Here is a 16,585-nt window from a genome sequence, read left to right as displayed (position 1 = left end):
AGAGGGGGTGATATTCGAGCGCTCGATTGTACCTATTTCTTTGATAGATAAAACCGTCAAAACTTGGTGGTGGCCGTTATTGTGGTCGTTCTTCCATCAATAGTGCTTTGCCATGAAGCAAGCAGTCTGAGACTTTACGCCTCGCCGATTTCACTAAATTCGCTAAGGTTTGACGAGAGATACCCATCACTATGGCGGCTTCTTGCTGCTGCATTCCTTGATAATCAACCAAACGCAGCGCTTCAAACTCATCCGCTTGAATGGACACGGCTTCTAACTGAGCCATCGGAATTCCATTGGGTTTAAAACAACTTTGGGCTGGAAAGCCACAAATTTGTCTTGGAATTTTTGGACGAGCCATAACCTTCTCTTCTTATCGGGAACATGGGAATACGCGCTATTGTGGCATCTTGGCCTGAAAAGGCAACTCGGTGTCTATGCATGACTTTACTTGCACAACAAAATAAAGTGACACACATCACAACTATTTACTTAGCGTGCTAACTATATTATATTACTTAGCACGCTAAGTAATGATGGAAAGCCTCATGATGCCCCAAAATCTGAATCGTTTAAGAGACCTCTCTTTGGCAGAGAAACTGTCCCGAGTTTCTCGTTTATGGAAGATGGTTGCGGATCGTGAATTAGAGCCATTAGGCTTAACTCATCCTCGCTGGACCGCTCTTTGGAAGTTGCAACGTTTAGGCGATAACGTCAGCCAAAAACAGCTGGCTGACGCATTAGAAATTGAATTGGCTTCGCTCATGCGCACACTCAATCAATTGGAAGAGCAAGCACTCATCACTCGCCACTGTTGCGCCAGTGATAAACGAGCCCGCATTGTCACGCTCACGGATAATGGCCGAGCACTCTTAACTCAGATGGAACATCGCATAATGCAGATCCGTCATCAACTACTGAGCCAAATCGATGATGAGGAACTCAGAAAAATGAATCAGTTACTGGATCAAATCGCTCATAATGCGCTCAATACCCTTCATTCTCATTAATGTATCTTCCCGTTTGCTAAGGACGTGATTATCTATGACACCCGATCAGAAATTTGCTCGCTGGATAAAATATTCCTGCACTGCATTTATTGGCCTTTTTGCTTATTTTCTCATTGCAGACCTCGCCATGCCTTTAACACCACAGGCCATGGTAACGCGAGTGGTCACCAAAGTGGCACCTCAAGTCAGTGGGCAAATCAGCCAGCTCTATGTCACCAATAATCAAGTTGTACATAAAGGCGACTTACTCTTTGAACTCGATGCCGCTCCTTATCAGTTAGCCGTGGAACAAGCCCAGCTCAATTTACAGCAAGCGATACAAAATAATGCTCAACTGGATGCGGCTATTTTAGCTGCACAAGCCGATTTGCAAGCCAGCCAAATTATTGCCGAGCAAAAAAAACGGGAATTTACTCGTTTACATACCCTTTTCTTGCGTAATGGAACCTCACAACAATTGCGTGATGATGCACAAAGTAATGCTATTGCAGCCAAAGCCAACCTCGCTGCCGCACAAGCCCACCTAAAAGAGTTACAAGTTAGCCGTGGGGAAGCCGATGATACCAACGTCAGTATTCGAACCGCTCAAAATCAACTTAACAAAGCACAATTGAATTTATCTTATACACGAGTGGTCGCTGAACACGACGGAGTGATTACTAACTTACAAATCGAAACCGGAACGTACGCAAATGCCGGAAATCCACTGGTCGCCTTGGTAGGAAACCGTATGGATGTCATCGCGGATTTTCGTGAAAAAAGCTTGCGTAACCGTACGCCGAATCATCCCGCTTTGATTGCTTTTGATAGCCAACCCGGTCAGGTATTTACGGCCAATATTCGTAGCATTGATGCGGGCGTCAGTGCTGGACAATTTGATGCCAATGGGCAACTCGCCAACCCAACCGAATCGAACCGCTGGGTGCGAGATGCGCAGCGATTACGTCTGCACCTCTCACTGGATCAGAATACTCTTCCAACACTACCGGCGGGTGCAAAAGCAACCGTGCAACTGCTCCCCGACAACGCTTTCTTTGCTTGGTTAGCCCGAGTTCAGATCCATCTCCTTAGCGTCCTACATTATATTTATTAGTGAGTATCACGAATGAAGCTTTGGCACCATCCACTCTCCGGTAATGACATTCGACAGTGCTTACGTATTGCAACGGGCGCAACCATAGGTTTTACACTCAATAAATGGTTTGGCTGGAATTATGGTGTATTTTTCACCGTAACACCGATGCTACTGCTGGGAATGGTTCCGGTGATGAATGGACATGCGGCTCGTCAATTACTCGCTTCCGCTGTCGTCTGTGGGTTAGAAGTCGGTATTTTAGGTGGGCTGTTTGCCCATCACTTTGTCCTGATGACATTGATTGCGTTTGGTCTATTCCTCTATAAATTTGCCTGTATGTCAAAAGGATACCTATTTTTATTTGGAGCCAACAGTGTACTTAGCTTAAGCATTATGTTGCATTTTGCCAGCTACCCGACAACCGACTTAAATGACCTGATTTTTAGTAACTTACATGCCAACATATTGTCTGTCATTATTGCCTATTTAATGACCTATTTTATTCCTAACACCGAACCTCGCCAAACGGTAGCCGCTCCTAGCATAGATAAGCCGTCACATCGCACTCGCCACGAGGCGTTATTGGGTGCAAGTATTGCGACTCTGTCATTCATCGTGTTCCAAGTATTTGACTTAAGTGATTCCATGTCGGCTCAATCGACAACCTTGCTGCTGCTGTTCCCCATGCATTGGAATGGCGCTCTTGGTTATGCTCGTAAACGAGCGATGGGAACTTTACTGGGGGTCAGTTTTGGTTTATTTGGGCAGGTGATGTTATATGATTGGTCAGATCTATTAATCCTCGTTATTCCCATGTTATGGATTGGCTGCCTCTGGTTTAGCCATCTGCACGTGAAAGAGTCGAGTGGTTCAGGCGTAGGATTCGGCGGCTTAACCACTCTCGGCATTTTATTTGGTCAATATTTGGCTCCCAATGGTGACTTTGTTTTCAGTGCGTTATATCGAGTCAGTAGCATTTTGTTTGCTATCGTGATCACGCTAATGATGACCTACCTCATTCACCGCATACTTAATACTTTTTCTGCGACGCGGTTTGGGTAAATTTTCTTAACAAAACAACACAAAACTAAAACAAATCAGACATTTCCAACTTGCCTCACAGTCGTATGCGGGAATAATCATTACACTCTGGGCAATTTTTTGACTATCGGAGTACCAATAATGAATCGAATGTGGGTAGGCTTTGCTCTACTATTGATTCCTCAACTCGCGTTTGCTACAAACATCACAACGGATTCCCCGTTACCCCTGACTTCATCGACCATTGGCTATGCCTCACTGATCTTATTTTGTTTCGCTTATGTGCTGGTAATGCTGGAAGAATATTTACATCTTCGTAAATCAAAACCCGTGCTGCTTGCCGCTGGTTTAATTTGGGCGATGATCGGTTATGTTTATCAACAACACGGCAACATGGACATTGCACGTGCCGCACTGGAACATAATTTACTCGAATACGCAGAGCTGTTACTTTTCTTGCTGGTTGCGATGACGTATATCAGCGCCATGGAAGAACGGCGTCTCTTCGATGCACTCCAAGCATGGATGGTGGGTAAAGGGTTTAATTTTAAAACATTATTTTGGCTTACCGGTATCCTCGCTTTTTTCATCTCCCCTATCGCCGATAACCTGACAACCGCTTTATTGATGTGTGCTGTGGTACTCAAAGTTGGCGGTAATAATGTTAAATTTGTCAATTTAGCCTGTATTAACATTGTTCTTGCTGCTAACGCAGGCGGAGCCTTTAGCCCATTTGGGGATATTACCACTCTAATGGTATGGCAAGCGGGCCATGTGACCTTCATGCAGTTTATGGATCTTTTCATCCCTTCGGTGGTGAATTACCTTCTTCCAGCTGTCATCATGTCTCTGTTTTTGCCTACAGACAAACCCGATGCACTTTATGAACAAGTGGAACTTAAACGTGGTGCCCGCCGCATTGTGGCCCTGTTTATTTTCACTGTCGCAACAGCCGTCTCCTTTCACGCCTTATTCCACTTCCCACCCGTTATCGGCATGATGATGGGGCTCGGTTACTTGCAGTTCTTTGGCTATTTCTTAAGAAAAACCTTGGCAGGTTCATTGGCGAAAAAAGCCGCGATTGCTATGGCTAAAAAAGATGAAGCCGCTTTAAAACGCCTAGGTTCTGTCGTTCCTTTTGACGTTTTTCGCCGAATTTCTCACGCCGAATGGGACACCTTACTGTTCTTCTATGGTGTGGTCATGTGTGTGGGAGGCTTAAGCTTGCTTGGCTACCTAGGGCTGGTGTCGGACGTAATGTACACACAATGGGATCCTGTTTGGGCGAACATTGCTTTAGGTGGTATCTCTGCCATTGTGGATAACATTCCGGTTATGTTTGCGGTATTGAGTATGGATCCCACTATGTCGCTAGGTAACTGGTTACTGATCACATTAACCGCCGGAGTGGGGGGCAGTTTATTATCGATTGGTTCTGCTTCGGGTGTAGCCTTAATGGGAGCGGCGCATGGTAAATATACTTTTATCGGTCATTTGAAGTGGGCTCCTGTGATTATGCTTGGTTATGCAGCCAGCATTGCAACGCATCTGTTGCTTAATCAATCCTTATTTACCCACTAAGACTCTCCCCATATAAAGGCTCTCTATGCTTATCTGCGAGAGGGCCTTTATTTCAAAGCCGCATTTTGGGGCAAAGCATCTAACCGAACCCAGATATTACTCAATTGATACTGCGCACATGCTGTACATGTCAGCACTTCGCCCCCCCCATGAATCCTCATAACCAAATCATCCCGTTTCTCTAGCGAACTATTTCGAATTTGAATATAGAGAAGATTGTCTTTAACGGTGTAGTTTCGCTCCCACTCGAAATGAGTCGCTTCGGCTTGAAACGAGACTTTTCCTTCTTTAAAGACCAAAATATACGGGGTGTATTGGTTGTCATACGTTCCTTCAAAAGAAAACGTTTCTTTATTTGCCATGCGCACCAAATCATCCTGAGTACAACCAAACAGAACAGAGAACAACGAAATAACTGCAGTTTGTAGTGACTTATTACGCATCGACATCCTCCTTATTCCGTATGTTTATTTTCCAACTCAAGCAGATAATTTTTCCGTTCGATACCACCAGAGTAACCCGTTAACGCCCCATTCTTACCGACCACTCGATGGCAGGGCACAATAATGGAAATAGGATTCTTACTATTTGCACTCCCTACGGCTCTGGCCGCTTTCGGATTGCCCATCACTTGAGCTAATTGTGCATAACTCCAAGTTTCACCATAAGGAATAGAACGCAACGTTCGCCATGTCTTTTGCTGAAACTCCGATCCCTTCGCCGAGAGCGGTAAGTTAAAATCCCGACGTTCCCCAGAAAAATATTCATTTAACTGATTGATTGTCTGTACAAGTATAGAACATGACTCCGTATATTCGCCAAGTTCTGAAGGCATTGTCGTTTCTGTTGTAAACCAAACTCCGGTTAAACCTTCAAGATCCGATTGCAATATCATCTTTCCTAGCGGACTATAGTAATGTGTATATTGATGCATAATGTCACGCCTTTATCTCTATGAGTCACTTAAAGTATGAAATAAGAGTACGACACCCTATGTATCGAGGCCAATACATAACGTATTTTTTTATGTTAGAAGCATTAAAAGACATTCAAATTTTTCGAATAGGAATATCAATTCTCCATACTTATCGTCTTATAAAAGGTGCTCTATACTGGCTACATAAATTAAGAGCACAATGAAATCTTATTCTATATTCTCGAACATTAAGGAACGGTTATGAAAACGCTAATCAATAAACTTATCCAAACAGGAACCAGCTATGCACCATTAGCATTACGGATTCCTATCGGCATTATTTTAATGGCCCATGGCGCACAAAAATTATTTGGTTGGTTTGGTGGCTACGGCCTGCAAGGAACAGGACAGTGGATGGCCTCCATCGGCCTCGAACCAGGGGTATTGATGGCCTTCCTTGCGGGAAGCGGTGAGTTTTTTGGTGGCCTATTCTTACTGATCGGTCTATTGACTCGACCCGCCGCACTGGTCACCGCTTTCACGATGATCGTCGCTATTTTTACGGTTCATATTGATAACGGTTTATTTATGGCAAATAACGGCTATGAGTTTGGTTTAGCCTTATTGGCAGCCACCGTTTCTTTGCTGATCTCTGGTGCAGGAAACCTAAGTATTGACCGTCTCCTCAGCAGTCAATAAACCGCTAACCTCTCTATTGAGATAAAGCCCGTGGGTGTAAACCCATGGGCTTTATCTATTCCCGTCGGTAAGGCCTCTTAACCAAGGCATTCATTAGTGCGTTAAGAAAGAGAGGCTTCCTTGCAAAATCAGCAAATTGACGATATCGATGAAAAAAGCCCCCACGATTGGCACGACCATAAAGGCTTGAGGCGAAGGACCAAATCGATTGACCACCGACCCCATGTTCATTACCGCCGTTGGGGTTGCACCCAGTCCAAACCCACAATGACCACTGGTGATCACCGCAGCATCATAACTACTTCCCATCACTCGAAATGTCACATAGTAAGAAAAAAGTGCTAACACGAGAGACTGAATCGTTAAGATCACTAAAAAGGGAATTGCTAAATCAAAAATATTCCACAGTTTTAAGCTCATTAATGCCATAGCAAGAAATAGAGCTAAAGACACCGTTCCTAGAATATCGACCGTCTCCATATCGATTTTTCGAACTTTGGTGACTTCCATCACATTCGTGATAGCCACACCAATAAATAGAGCATAAACAAAGTCAGGAATCATCAACCAACTGATGTCAAAATGACGAACCCATTGCCCTAAGTAGTGAGCGCCAGTCACACAAAGAAGAATTATCGATAAACTTTCAATCACTTTTTTTGACGTGACTCTGTCTTCCTCATGTTCGTTATAGGTGACCAACTCAGGAAAACGCTGATGTGTTTGATGGCTTCGACCATATTCAGATTCTAAATGGCGTTTCTCAATCAAATGCTTTGCAATCGGGCTACCGATAATCCCGCCAATAATTAAGCCAAATGTCGCCGAAGCCATCGCCACTTCTAAGACATTATTCAGTCCATAAGTATTCTGAAACGTCTGTGCCCACGCCGCGCCTGTACCATGCCCACCAGAAAGCGTGATAGAACCAGCAATTAATCCCATTAAAGGATCCAGATCCAGAATGGTGGCAAGAGAGACCCCCACAACATTTTGGATCACAATATAAACGGAGGCGACAATCAGAAAGAGAAAGACCTTTACTCCGCCCTTAACCAATTGTGTGTAATTGGCTGCTAAACCTACCGTTGAAAAAAACATCAACATGAATGTGTTTTGCAACGGGAGATCAAAAACCCAATCGATCCCGTTTAAATGCATGATGGTAATAAAACACGCAACGATTAGCCCACCAACAATGGGTTCGGGAATATTAAATCGTTTTAATATGGGTAATTTATTATTGATAAACTGACCTAAAAAAAGCACGCCAATAGCGACTAAAAATGACTCCTGTGGGCCAATAGAAATAACCTGATTCATAACACCTCTGTCCTACTTTTTCTCATGATTTGAGAACACCATTCAAAACATGATTGGGTATAGAAGCAGGTTGCCTAGAGAAGGCTGACATTTCTAGGAGGGTGAAAAGCCATTTTCTCACTAAATAAGAATAAAGGAAAAATGAATTGCAGGTAATTCTCACATGTTGATAAAAAGAGAAAAGGAGCTTATGCGCTCCTTTTGATCATAATCCGCTCACTTACCGTTTCAGATAAGCAACATGTAAACTATGTTTATAACACGACGCGTGGTTAACCGATGATCGTGATGTATCCTTGTAGAATAATCAGATTCACAATATCAATAAAGAAAGCGCCAACAATCGGCACCACCATAAACGCTTGCGGTGATGGGCCAAAGCGGTTAACGATTGATCCCATGTTCATCACTGCCGTCGGGGTTGCCCCTAAACCAAAACCACAATGTCCCCCTGCAATCACCGCCGCATCGTAATTACGCCCCATCACTTTAAAAGTGACATAGTAGGTAAAAAAGGCCAGCATCACGGACTGCACCGCTAAAATGAGTAAAAAAGGAATCGCTAAATCAAAAATATTCCACAGTTTTAAACTCATTAATGCCATCGCAAGAAAGAGTGCTAAAGAAACCGTACCCAACATGTCTACGGTTTCTGCATCAACTTTACGCACTTTTGTCACTTCTAACAGGTTGGTGATCAGCACGCCAATAAACAGAGCATACACAAAATCAGGAATCATCAGCCACGGAATATGAAAAGTACTCACCCATTGCTCGGTATACTTTGCTCCCGTCACACAGATCAACAAGAAGAACAGATTCTCAATCACGGTCTTTGCCGTCACGCTGTCTTCTTCATTCTCGTTATAGGTCACCACTTCAGGAAAGCGTTCATGCGTTCTTGATCCTCGGCCATATTCTGACTCAAAGTTATGTTTATCAACCAAACGCTGAGCAACAGGGCTACCAATGATTCCACCAATAATAAGCCCAAAGGTCGCCGAAGCCATGGCGATTTCTAATACATTGTCTAACCCATACACCTCTTGAAAAGTTTGTGACCATGCCGCCCCCGTTCCATGACCACCGGAGAGCGTGACAGAGCCAGCAATGAGCCCCATCAATGGATCTAACCCTAATGCGCTGGCTAAAGAGATACCGATGGCATTCTGAATAATGATGTAAAAAGAGGCGACCGCTAAAAAGATAAAGACTTTCGCTCCCCCTTTAATCAATTGCGTATAGTTAGCGGCTAACCCCACGGTCGCAAAAAACATCAACATAAAAATGCTCTGCAGCGGCAGTTCAAAGGCCAAGTCAATCCCATTGAAATGCAACACCATGATGAAACACGCGATGATCAAACCACCGACAATCGGTTCAGGGATATTAAATTTATTTAAAATTGGCAGACGAGCATTCACGAAGTGCCCAAGAAAAAGCACACTAATAGCCACCAAAAAGGACTCCAGCGCCCCGATAGAAATCAAATGATTCATATAACCTCATCATCTTGTTCTCTTCATCCTCCATGATGAATGAGGGTTTATTGGGTTGTCTGTTCAAAGCCATCGCTTCCTAAAATAACCATACTCTTCTGTTGTTGATGCGCCTGAGGCTAAATTAAAGGAGCAGCTAATAAGCGGTGTTTTAGTACGCTGTCAGCCCCGATGAAATGTAAAAAGAACACCGTCAAACCGGATGGGATCTTTTCCTAGAGTATGTACGATATGATGATGCCTGTGCCTATTAATCAGGCTCCTTTTTTTACAACACACACCTTCTTTACCTTTGAACAACGTTTACCGTTACCACAAAAAAATAGAGCGCTATTTTAAGCGCTCTACCCCAAAGATTTACTTGTCCCCATTGTAGTGAAATCACTCTGACTCATGGAAAATTAACGAGTCGAACCTCGGGAAACACTCAAGTTCTCAATAGAGGTTATTGTCATAACGAAATCCGATTGTAGCATATTCAATGACATTTACGTTAATTATGTCATTTTCGGCTAATTAACAACCAATAACTGGTACTTTTAGCTAAGCCCATGCTGTTCAATCACTGGAGACTCTGAGGCGCAACCACCTCAATAGGAATACCGTTTTGAGCCAGAATTGCAGCTCGCGCCCGTGCTTCGGATTGATTAAACTCACTCAACCACCATGTTAACTCAATGGGTAAACTCAAGATTTTTTTACTGCCATCACTGCGTGTTAAGGGTTCATGCGCTTCAATAAATACACTACGATCCGGCTCTAATGAAACTTTGATGGGCTCATTAATCACCCGAACCGTTATCCCTCGTTCCACTTGCTGAAATAGCCATTCAATATCTTCAGGTTCCATACGAATACACCCAGCACTCACTCGCAGACCGATACCAAAATCCTTGTTGGTTCCATGAATCAAATACTCGCCAGAACCATATGCCAAACGCATTGCGTATTCTCCCAGTGGGTTATTCGGCCCCGCAGGGACCACCGCAGGCAACTCGATACCACGTTGCAAATATTCTTGGCGAATGGATTGCGTTGGCGTCCAAGTTGGATTCGCTCGCTTTTGGCTGATGTGGGTTTCCATTTCGGGTGTATCTCGGCCAATCCGGCCAATGCCCACCGGGAAAATATAGACCTGACGTTGATCAGGCTGAAAATAATACAATCGTAATTCAGCTAAATTAATCACAATACCTTCATACGGTACGTCCGGTAGAATCACTTGTGAGGGAATGGTGAGGACAGTTCCTTCAGGAGGAAGAAAAGGATCGACACCTTGATTGGCCGCCATCAACGCTAGAAAGCCAATTTTATATTGAGTGCCGATGTCAGCTAGCGTTTCTCCTTTTTGCACTACATGGTACTGCAGGTGCCCAACTAATCGGCTTCCCTCTTTAGGAAAATCATACACCGCCGCTTGCACAAAGGTGATACCACTTATCCATATCAATCCCAATATCCACCAGTTACGCAATACGATTCTCCCACTCTTTAGCTTCTTGGTATAAACGCAAGGTTACTTCTCTTTGGACTTTATGATCAACCATTGGGGTGGGATATAACAAAGTGTTAACTTGAATCCACTTCCAAGGCCTATGTATATGCGTGGGTGGCACCTTAGCCAACTCCGGCACCCATTGACGAATAAACGCCCCAGTTGGATCGAACTTTTCACCTTGAGTTATCGGGTTAAAGATTCGAAAATAAGGTTGCCCGTCACATCCGGTTGATGCACACCATTGCCAGCCACCATTATTGGCCGCGTAATCCCCATCAATCAAATGGCGCATAAAATGCCTTTCTCCCCAACGCCAATCAATATGCAAATCTTTTGTGAGAAAACTGGCCACTATCATTCTCAAACGATTATGCATCCACCCTGTCTGTTTAAGCTGACGCATGGCCGCATCAACAATGGGAAAACCCGTTTGCCCTTCACACCAACGTTCAAATGCCACCAAGTCATTCTGCCAGGCCAGTTTTGCCCCCCAAGGATGAAAATCTTTTCCTTTGGAAAGCCTAACTTCAAAAGCCACTAAATGTTGATAAAACTCTCGCCACATAAATTCGCTTAACCACACCTCAGCCCCTGAAGACAATCCCTCTCCCTGAGAGAGAGCATAAAGCCGAGCAAGGCATTGGCGAGCAGAAAGGGCACCAATGGCAAGGTAAGCAGAAAGACGGCTCGTGCTGTCTTGCGCAGGATAATCACGCCATTGATGATAACTCTCAACCTTATACTGACAAAATTGGCGAAGTTGCTGACGGATGGAATCAAAATCGGCTGCCCATGCCTTACTCGTCAAACGCGGGTAAGTAAAAGGCTGCGCTTCGCTCCACAAATAATGACGGAAGGGCTCTGGCACGGTGATTTTTTGCGCTACAGGCGTGGTTAAAATAATGGGTGGGGTAAACTGAGTGAGCCATGCACGTTTAAACGGCGAAAAAACTTTAAAGTACCCACCTTGCTTGGTCAGCACTTGGCCCGGTGGGATCACACATTTATCATCCAGTGCGAGCCAATCTACTGCTTGCTCCTTCAGCTGTTGTTGCGCCAAACTATCTCTCTGCTGCTCATTATATTCATACTCACGATTGACTAAAACTTGATCAACACCTAGCCCTTGAGACAAGGTTGCCACGGCATGAGCCGCTTGGCTAAAATCCCCACACTCCATATACAGCAGTGGTACATTTAACTCTGCCAATTCTTGTTGTAGTGCACATAAGCGCCGATAAATCAAATCGGCCTGAATAGGAGCCAGATTTTGTTGCTGCCACTGGTTTGGCGTTGCAACATACAGTGCATACACGGGCTGAGTGCTGGTAATGGCATGGCGCAAAGCCGTATTATCCACCGCCCGTAAATCCCGTCGCAACCAGACCAGTTTCATTCGCACCCTTCCTGCTTGATGAGTGTAGCTAAAACCCCAGAGAAAGAGATAGGCTTAGAAAATTCAGATTCCAGCGCTGCCAGCGCCTTACGTTGGTTATCGGGTAAATTACGATAAGAAAATAGCGCCAATATCGAGTAACGGGTATTTCCCTCATGACCAACAAGCCCGCTAATATCTTCCACGTTTTCAAGAAAAGTCACATTATATCCTTTTTCAGCCCAACCGACCGCCCATAACCAAGCCAGCACATGGCCACAAGGTTCAAAGCTAACACATAAACATTTCCCTTTATGGGCGGCTTTATTTTCTGCCTCAAGAATGCTCGATAACTTATTTAACATCACACCGTTAAATAATCCTTTTTGCAAAGAACGGAGCGGTCCTTTGACTTTTTCAAGTGCATCGATAACGGGAAGAATCAATTGTGTTTCTACAATATCTAAGGGGTACTCTTTCATTACGGTCGCAAGTACATTAACCACTTTCCCTTGGTTTAATTGAGCTAAAGCCACCAGCAGGGGCTGACATTCTGGTAGCTCGGTTGCCTGCTCGATAAACAGCCCTGTTCCTGCTTGTTCACTGCTTTGTAATAACAAGCTGACTTTGCCAATGGAAACCCCTTTTAATAACCAGCTTTGTATTTGACGAATCGTATGAATGTCTTGTTCGCTGTATAAACGGTGCCCTTTTTCGGTACGCTGAGGCTGTATCAAGTTATAACGACGCTGCCAAGCACGTAACGTAACTGGTTTTACCCCAGTCAGTTCCGATACTTCACGAATCGCATACCGGCTTTCTTTACAATCCATAACGTAATTTCAACTCCTGAGGATGAGGATTCAGATAACGTTGCTGACCAAGGTACGCATCTGGATACATAGAAAGATAATGTTTGATGAGCGTTAAAGGGGCGAGAAGAGGTAATACTCCTTGGCGATATTCATTAATCACTTGAGCCAGCTCGGCTTTCTGTGACGAAGTGAGAGAGCGTTTAAAGTAACCCTGTATATGCATTAGGACATTGGTTTGATTTTTTCGACTGGCCCGAAAAGTCAACGCCTGCATCAACCCTAAACGATACTCTTGAATAAAGGTTTCCACCTCATATTGGGCCACTTTCGCCACCAGTTGGCCAAGACGCTGATAAGAGAGAGGATGATGCGCCATTAACGTTAGCTTATAGCGTGAGTGAAATTCCACCACTTTACCTGCTGTTGGACCGTTCTCTAAGCAGTGGTAAAAATCATGCAAACAGAATACGCGAGTAATGAAATTCTCCCGCAGAATCGGATCATGCAGTCGGCCATCTTCTTCTACGGGGAGCCACGGCATACGTTGCATTAATTGCTCAGTATATAAGCCCACCCCATTTTTCTCAGCACCATGCTCACGGTACACCTTGACTCGTTCCATACCACATGTCGGTGACTTCGCGCATACAATGTAACCACACAAAGATTGAGACTGAAAATGGTCAATTTTTTGGTGGGTATATTGTAACAAGGCTTCGGTATGATCGCGGCTCACATCTTTCGTTTCGACTAAAGCAATGCGCTGATCATCCTCCACTAAACGAATCGTGGGGCGAGGAACTGGTAACCCCATTCCCACTTCGGGACAAACCGGTACAAAATCAAAAAATGGGGTTAATTCTTGGGTAACAAAATGGCTGACTTTGTGCCCTGCATCAAAACGAACCCGCTCCCCGAGCACACAGGCACTAATACCGACACGAATGTTAGATTCCATACTCACCTCCTAAAGAGCCCAAGGCGATCCTGTCGCTCTTTTGGATAAGTTATACAAAAAATATTCTTGTATATGGTATAGCACAGGATTATTTAATTATACAAATATATTTTTTGTACATGGACTCTCGTCGTCAGCCTCAAAATAACGCTCAACGATAAAGTACAGAAAGCAAATCGGTTGCGTTACCAGTTCCAACATATTTCGTTATCAATAGAGTAAAACCATTGCCACTAGCTATGTTTTGTGACCAATATCTCACGACCCCTTGGTATTGCTCGCTACTATTGCTTCAACCTATTTTCATTCGTCAACATAATTGGTAATAATATCGACGATGTTGACCTTTCACCTTTGGAGAACAACGCATGCCAACCCCACATATCAATGCACAACCCGGTGCTTTTGCTGAAACGGTACTCATGCCTGGCGATCCTTTACGAGCTAAATTTATTGCAGAAACTTACTTAGAAGAGGTCACTCAAGTTTGTGATGTGCGCAATATGTTCGGATACACAGGGCTATATAAAGGCAAGAAAGTTTCCGTCATGGGGCATGGGATGGGTATTCCCTCATGCAGCATTTATGTCCATGAATTAATTGCCGAGTATGGCGTCAAAAACATCATCCGAATTGGCAGTTGTGGAGCGATTCGTGATGATGTGAAATTAATGGATGTGGTCATAGGAATGGGAGCGTCTACCGATTCGAAAGTAAACCGTATTCGCTTCAAGGGGCACGATTTTGCTGCGATTGCCGATTACGATCTTCTTGAAACGGCGGTAAAGCAAGCCCGAGCGCACAAAGTCGCGGTTAAAGTCGGTAATGTTTTTTCTGCTGATTTATTCTATACCCCAGAGCCTGAAATTTTTGAAACCATGAAAAAACTAGGCATATTAGGCGTTGATATGGAAGCCGCAGGTATCTACGGTGTAGCCGCAGACCTCGGCGCTCGTGCACTGACCATCCTGACCGTTTCTGATCATATTTTACGTGGTGAGAAACTCAGCTCAGAAGACCGTCAGAAATCGTTCCATGAAATGATGCAAATCGCACTGGATACCGCCATCAACATCGATTTTTAATTTTATACCCCGAGGGGGCGATCGTGCCGAATGACCAACTACCGCTGGCGGCTGAAGGTTTACAACTCAACTTTTGTAAAACATTGGCGTGTAACAACTTTGGCTTGAGCGATGCAAAACATTATGTTTTGCAGCATGCGAACCCGAAACGCCCAACGATGGTTTGTCGTGAATGTGGTGCTTTCCCCCCCTTACTTAATAACCATGATGTGTTAAATGAGCTTCGCCGTCTTCGCCAATTACATAGCGATGGGTTACCTGCATGCCGTAATGTTGAGTGCGCTCATTTTGGCTTATCCGTTCACACACATAAACAGCGTTATCATGCCTTCGGTTACAGTGGCGATCGTCAGCGTTACCGTTGTAAAGCTTGTCAATCGACGTTTGTTGATAAATGGTCGGGAGCAAACCATAAACTCTCTTTACAAGAAAGCCTGCTAGGGCTACTGTTTATGGGGTATTCCGTACGTGAAATTTGCCGAAAACTCAAAATCAATCCCAAAACGTTTTATGACCATGTTGAGCATATTGCGAGTCGTTGCCGTCGAAAATTAGCGATGATTGATGCACGTTGGGTCAATCATGCACACACCTATCAGTTGGCTTCTCACTATATGCCTTTGCAGCCGCTCAGTCATAATGGGGCACTGTGGATAGCCACAGGAGATGCCAAAACTGGCTATATTTTATGTCAACATGTTAACTATTCTGCCCATGAGGAAGCACAACCCTCAGGGGATCATAACCCTTATCAACTTCCCGCTCGCTTTGTGCCTCAAGATTATTCTTCTGAATCGAATCTTCCGATGCCCGTTCCTTCATCGATACTGCGAGAACGGATTGATCAAAAGTATCAAACCATCTTAGCGAGAGGGAATGTTGAAGATCCAATGGGGAACCTCTCCGCTTTTCATTACCCCTCAAAAGGGGCATTAATTCGTCCCCCCTATACCGCTTATGCCCATTATATGCATGTGTTAGAGATGTGTTCCCCTGATAAACCTGTCTCTTTATTTATGCCACAAGATCCCTTGCTCCGTTCAGCAGCACTGAGTGTGGGTTTACCTCGTATTCGTCAGAAAACCATTGATTTGATGTACATAGAAGAAGATCATGATTGGAAGACCTGCGAACCTTTTACTCGCATTGATATTGTTTTGATGGGGTGGTGGCGTGATCGCTGGGCTATTGTTAACCAGAATCAAACGGCAAAAGGTATCTGCTATCTCGCAGGAAATGAACCCTCGCCTCAATATTGGCTACCTATTGCTACTACCCGCCAGATCGCATTTTATCAGCAACGGTTCCAACTGTTGTTTGAATCTCTCATCAACGAACCAAGGAGGAAGTTACGCCCCGGAGGTATTTTACCCTTATTGGACATCTTCCGAGCTTGGCATAATTTGTGTTACCAAGATAAATATGGATTCACGGCTGCCCAGAATTTAGGTGTCACTCAGCACCCTCTTACCTTAAAAGAGCTGCTTTCTTAGAAAAACGGGCCAGATAGTAAGGTTAAATACCCCATTCCTTTGCTCGTGCCGTACATGTTCTCGTTTAAAAATGTGAACTAAGGTCAATAACTGTCGTCACCAATGGTAAATAGGCGTAAATTATTGTCTTATAACCGTAAGCTTTGATTTGTATTTGAGTTCCCTCACCATGCTTATTAGAGCATTGAGCGAATGTTGCCTCTTGATTACACTTCTC

At 44.2% G+C, this 16,585-nt stretch carries 16 protein-coding genes; 7 read left to right on the top strand and 9 right to left on the bottom strand.

What is annotated here, in order from left to right:
* Window positions 1–76 precede the first annotated feature (76 nt).
* Window positions 77–361 carry a DUF134 domain-containing protein gene (locus tag B5D54_RS07090; protein WP_078925834.1) on the bottom strand — a complete coding sequence of 95 codons (285 nt, stop codon included), beginning with the start codon at window positions 359–361 and terminating at the stop codon, window positions 77–79.
* 190 nt (window positions 362–551) lie between these two features.
* Between B5D54_RS07090 and slyA the strand changes: the two genes are divergently transcribed.
* From slyA to nhaD, 4 genes are all read left to right on the top strand, one after another.
* Window positions 552–1,010: a transcriptional regulator SlyA gene (gene slyA / locus B5D54_RS07085; RefSeq protein WP_078925961.1), complete on the top strand. Its 459-nt coding sequence runs from the start codon at window positions 552–554 to the stop codon at window positions 1,008–1,010.
* A gap of 34 nt (window positions 1,011–1,044) precedes the next feature.
* Complete coding sequence (locus B5D54_RS07080) at window positions 1,045–2,103, top strand: HlyD family secretion protein (RefSeq protein WP_078925833.1); 1,059 nt, start codon at window positions 1,045–1,047, stop codon at window positions 2,101–2,103.
* A 12-nt stretch (window positions 2,104–2,115) separates the two neighbouring features.
* Window positions 2,116–3,147, top strand: coding sequence for a DUF2955 domain-containing protein (locus tag B5D54_RS07075; protein WP_078925832.1), 1,032 nt, complete (start codon window positions 2,116–2,118; stop codon window positions 3,145–3,147).
* 120 nt (window positions 3,148–3,267) lie between these two features.
* Window positions 3,268–4,707: a sodium:proton antiporter NhaD gene (gene nhaD / locus B5D54_RS07070; RefSeq protein ID WP_078925831.1), complete on the top strand. Its 1,440-nt coding sequence runs from the start codon at window positions 3,268–3,270 to the stop codon at window positions 4,705–4,707.
* A 47-nt stretch (window positions 4,708–4,754) separates the two neighbouring features.
* On the opposite strand, the gene B5D54_RS07065 is transcribed toward nhaD, so the two are convergent.
* Complete coding sequence (locus tag B5D54_RS07065; RefSeq protein ID WP_078925830.1) at window positions 4,755–5,150, bottom strand: hypothetical protein; 396 nt, start codon at window positions 5,148–5,150, stop codon at window positions 4,755–4,757.
* Between the two features lie 11 nt (window positions 5,151–5,161).
* A complete protein-coding gene (locus B5D54_RS07060; protein WP_078925829.1) occupies window positions 5,162–5,641 on the bottom strand; it encodes a methylated-DNA--[protein]-cysteine S-methyltransferase in 480 nt (159 codons plus the stop codon).
* A gap of 243 nt (window positions 5,642–5,884) precedes the next feature.
* On the opposite strand from B5D54_RS07060, the gene B5D54_RS07055 reads away from it, so the two are divergent.
* The gene (locus tag B5D54_RS07055; RefSeq protein WP_078925828.1) at window positions 5,885–6,322 is read left to right on the top strand and encodes a DoxX family protein; all 438 of its coding nucleotides are present in this window, start codon (window positions 5,885–5,887) and stop codon (window positions 6,320–6,322) included.
* A 93-nt stretch (window positions 6,323–6,415) separates the two neighbouring features.
* Here B5D54_RS07055 and gltS (B5D54_RS07050) read toward each other — a convergent pair whose 3' ends face one another.
* From gltS (B5D54_RS07050) to B5D54_RS07025, 6 genes are all read right to left on the bottom strand, one after another.
* Window positions 6,416–7,645 carry a sodium/glutamate symporter gene (gene gltS, locus B5D54_RS07050; protein ID WP_078925827.1) on the bottom strand — a complete coding sequence of 410 codons (1,230 nt, stop codon included), beginning with the start codon at window positions 7,643–7,645 and terminating at the stop codon, window positions 6,416–6,418.
* A 272-nt stretch (window positions 7,646–7,917) separates the two neighbouring features.
* Window positions 7,918–9,144, bottom strand: a complete 1,227-nt coding sequence (gene gltS, locus B5D54_RS07045) for a sodium/glutamate symporter (RefSeq protein WP_078925826.1) — start codon at window positions 9,142–9,144, stop codon at window positions 7,918–7,920.
* 562 nt (window positions 9,145–9,706) lie between these two features.
* The gene (locus tag B5D54_RS07040) at window positions 9,707–10,618 is read right to left on the bottom strand and encodes a L,D-transpeptidase family protein (protein ID WP_078925825.1); all 912 of its coding nucleotides are present in this window, start codon (window positions 10,616–10,618) and stop codon (window positions 9,707–9,709) included.
* A complete protein-coding gene (gene phrB, locus B5D54_RS07035; RefSeq protein ID WP_078925824.1) occupies window positions 10,611–12,038 on the bottom strand; it encodes a deoxyribodipyrimidine photo-lyase in 1,428 nt (475 codons plus the stop codon). The genes B5D54_RS07040 and phrB overlap by 8 nt, the downstream gene beginning before the upstream one ends.
* Window positions 12,035–12,850, bottom strand: a complete 816-nt coding sequence (locus tag B5D54_RS07030) for a MerR family transcriptional regulator (RefSeq protein WP_078925823.1) — start codon at window positions 12,848–12,850, stop codon at window positions 12,035–12,037. Before B5D54_RS07030 ends, phrB begins: the two co-directional genes overlap by 4 nt.
* On the bottom strand, window positions 12,840–13,790 hold the full coding sequence (locus tag B5D54_RS07025; protein WP_078925822.1) for a YbgA family protein: 951 nt from the start codon (window positions 13,788–13,790) through the stop codon (window positions 12,840–12,842). The genes B5D54_RS07030 and B5D54_RS07025 overlap by 11 nt, the downstream gene beginning before the upstream one ends.
* A 368-nt stretch (window positions 13,791–14,158) precedes the next feature.
* Here B5D54_RS07025 and deoD point away from each other — a divergent pair, with 368 nt between their 5' ends.
* Complete coding sequence (gene deoD / locus B5D54_RS07020; protein ID WP_078925821.1) at window positions 14,159–14,875, top strand: purine-nucleoside phosphorylase; 717 nt, start codon at window positions 14,159–14,161, stop codon at window positions 14,873–14,875.
* A gap of 23 nt (window positions 14,876–14,898) precedes the next feature.
* Window positions 14,899–16,368 carry a lactate dehydrogenase gene (locus B5D54_RS07015; protein ID WP_078925820.1) on the top strand — a complete coding sequence of 490 codons (1,470 nt, stop codon included), beginning with the start codon at window positions 14,899–14,901 and terminating at the stop codon, window positions 16,366–16,368.
* Window positions 16,369–16,585: the final 217 nt, after the last annotated feature.

The sequence above is a fragment of the Vibrio cincinnatiensis DSM 19608 genome (assembly GCF_900167345.1).
Lineage (GTDB): Bacteria > Pseudomonadota > Gammaproteobacteria > Enterobacterales > Vibrionaceae > Vibrio > Vibrio cincinnatiensis.
The sequence above is the reverse complement of the archived record's forward strand: the minus strand, read 5'-3'. Positions and strand labels throughout refer to the sequence as shown.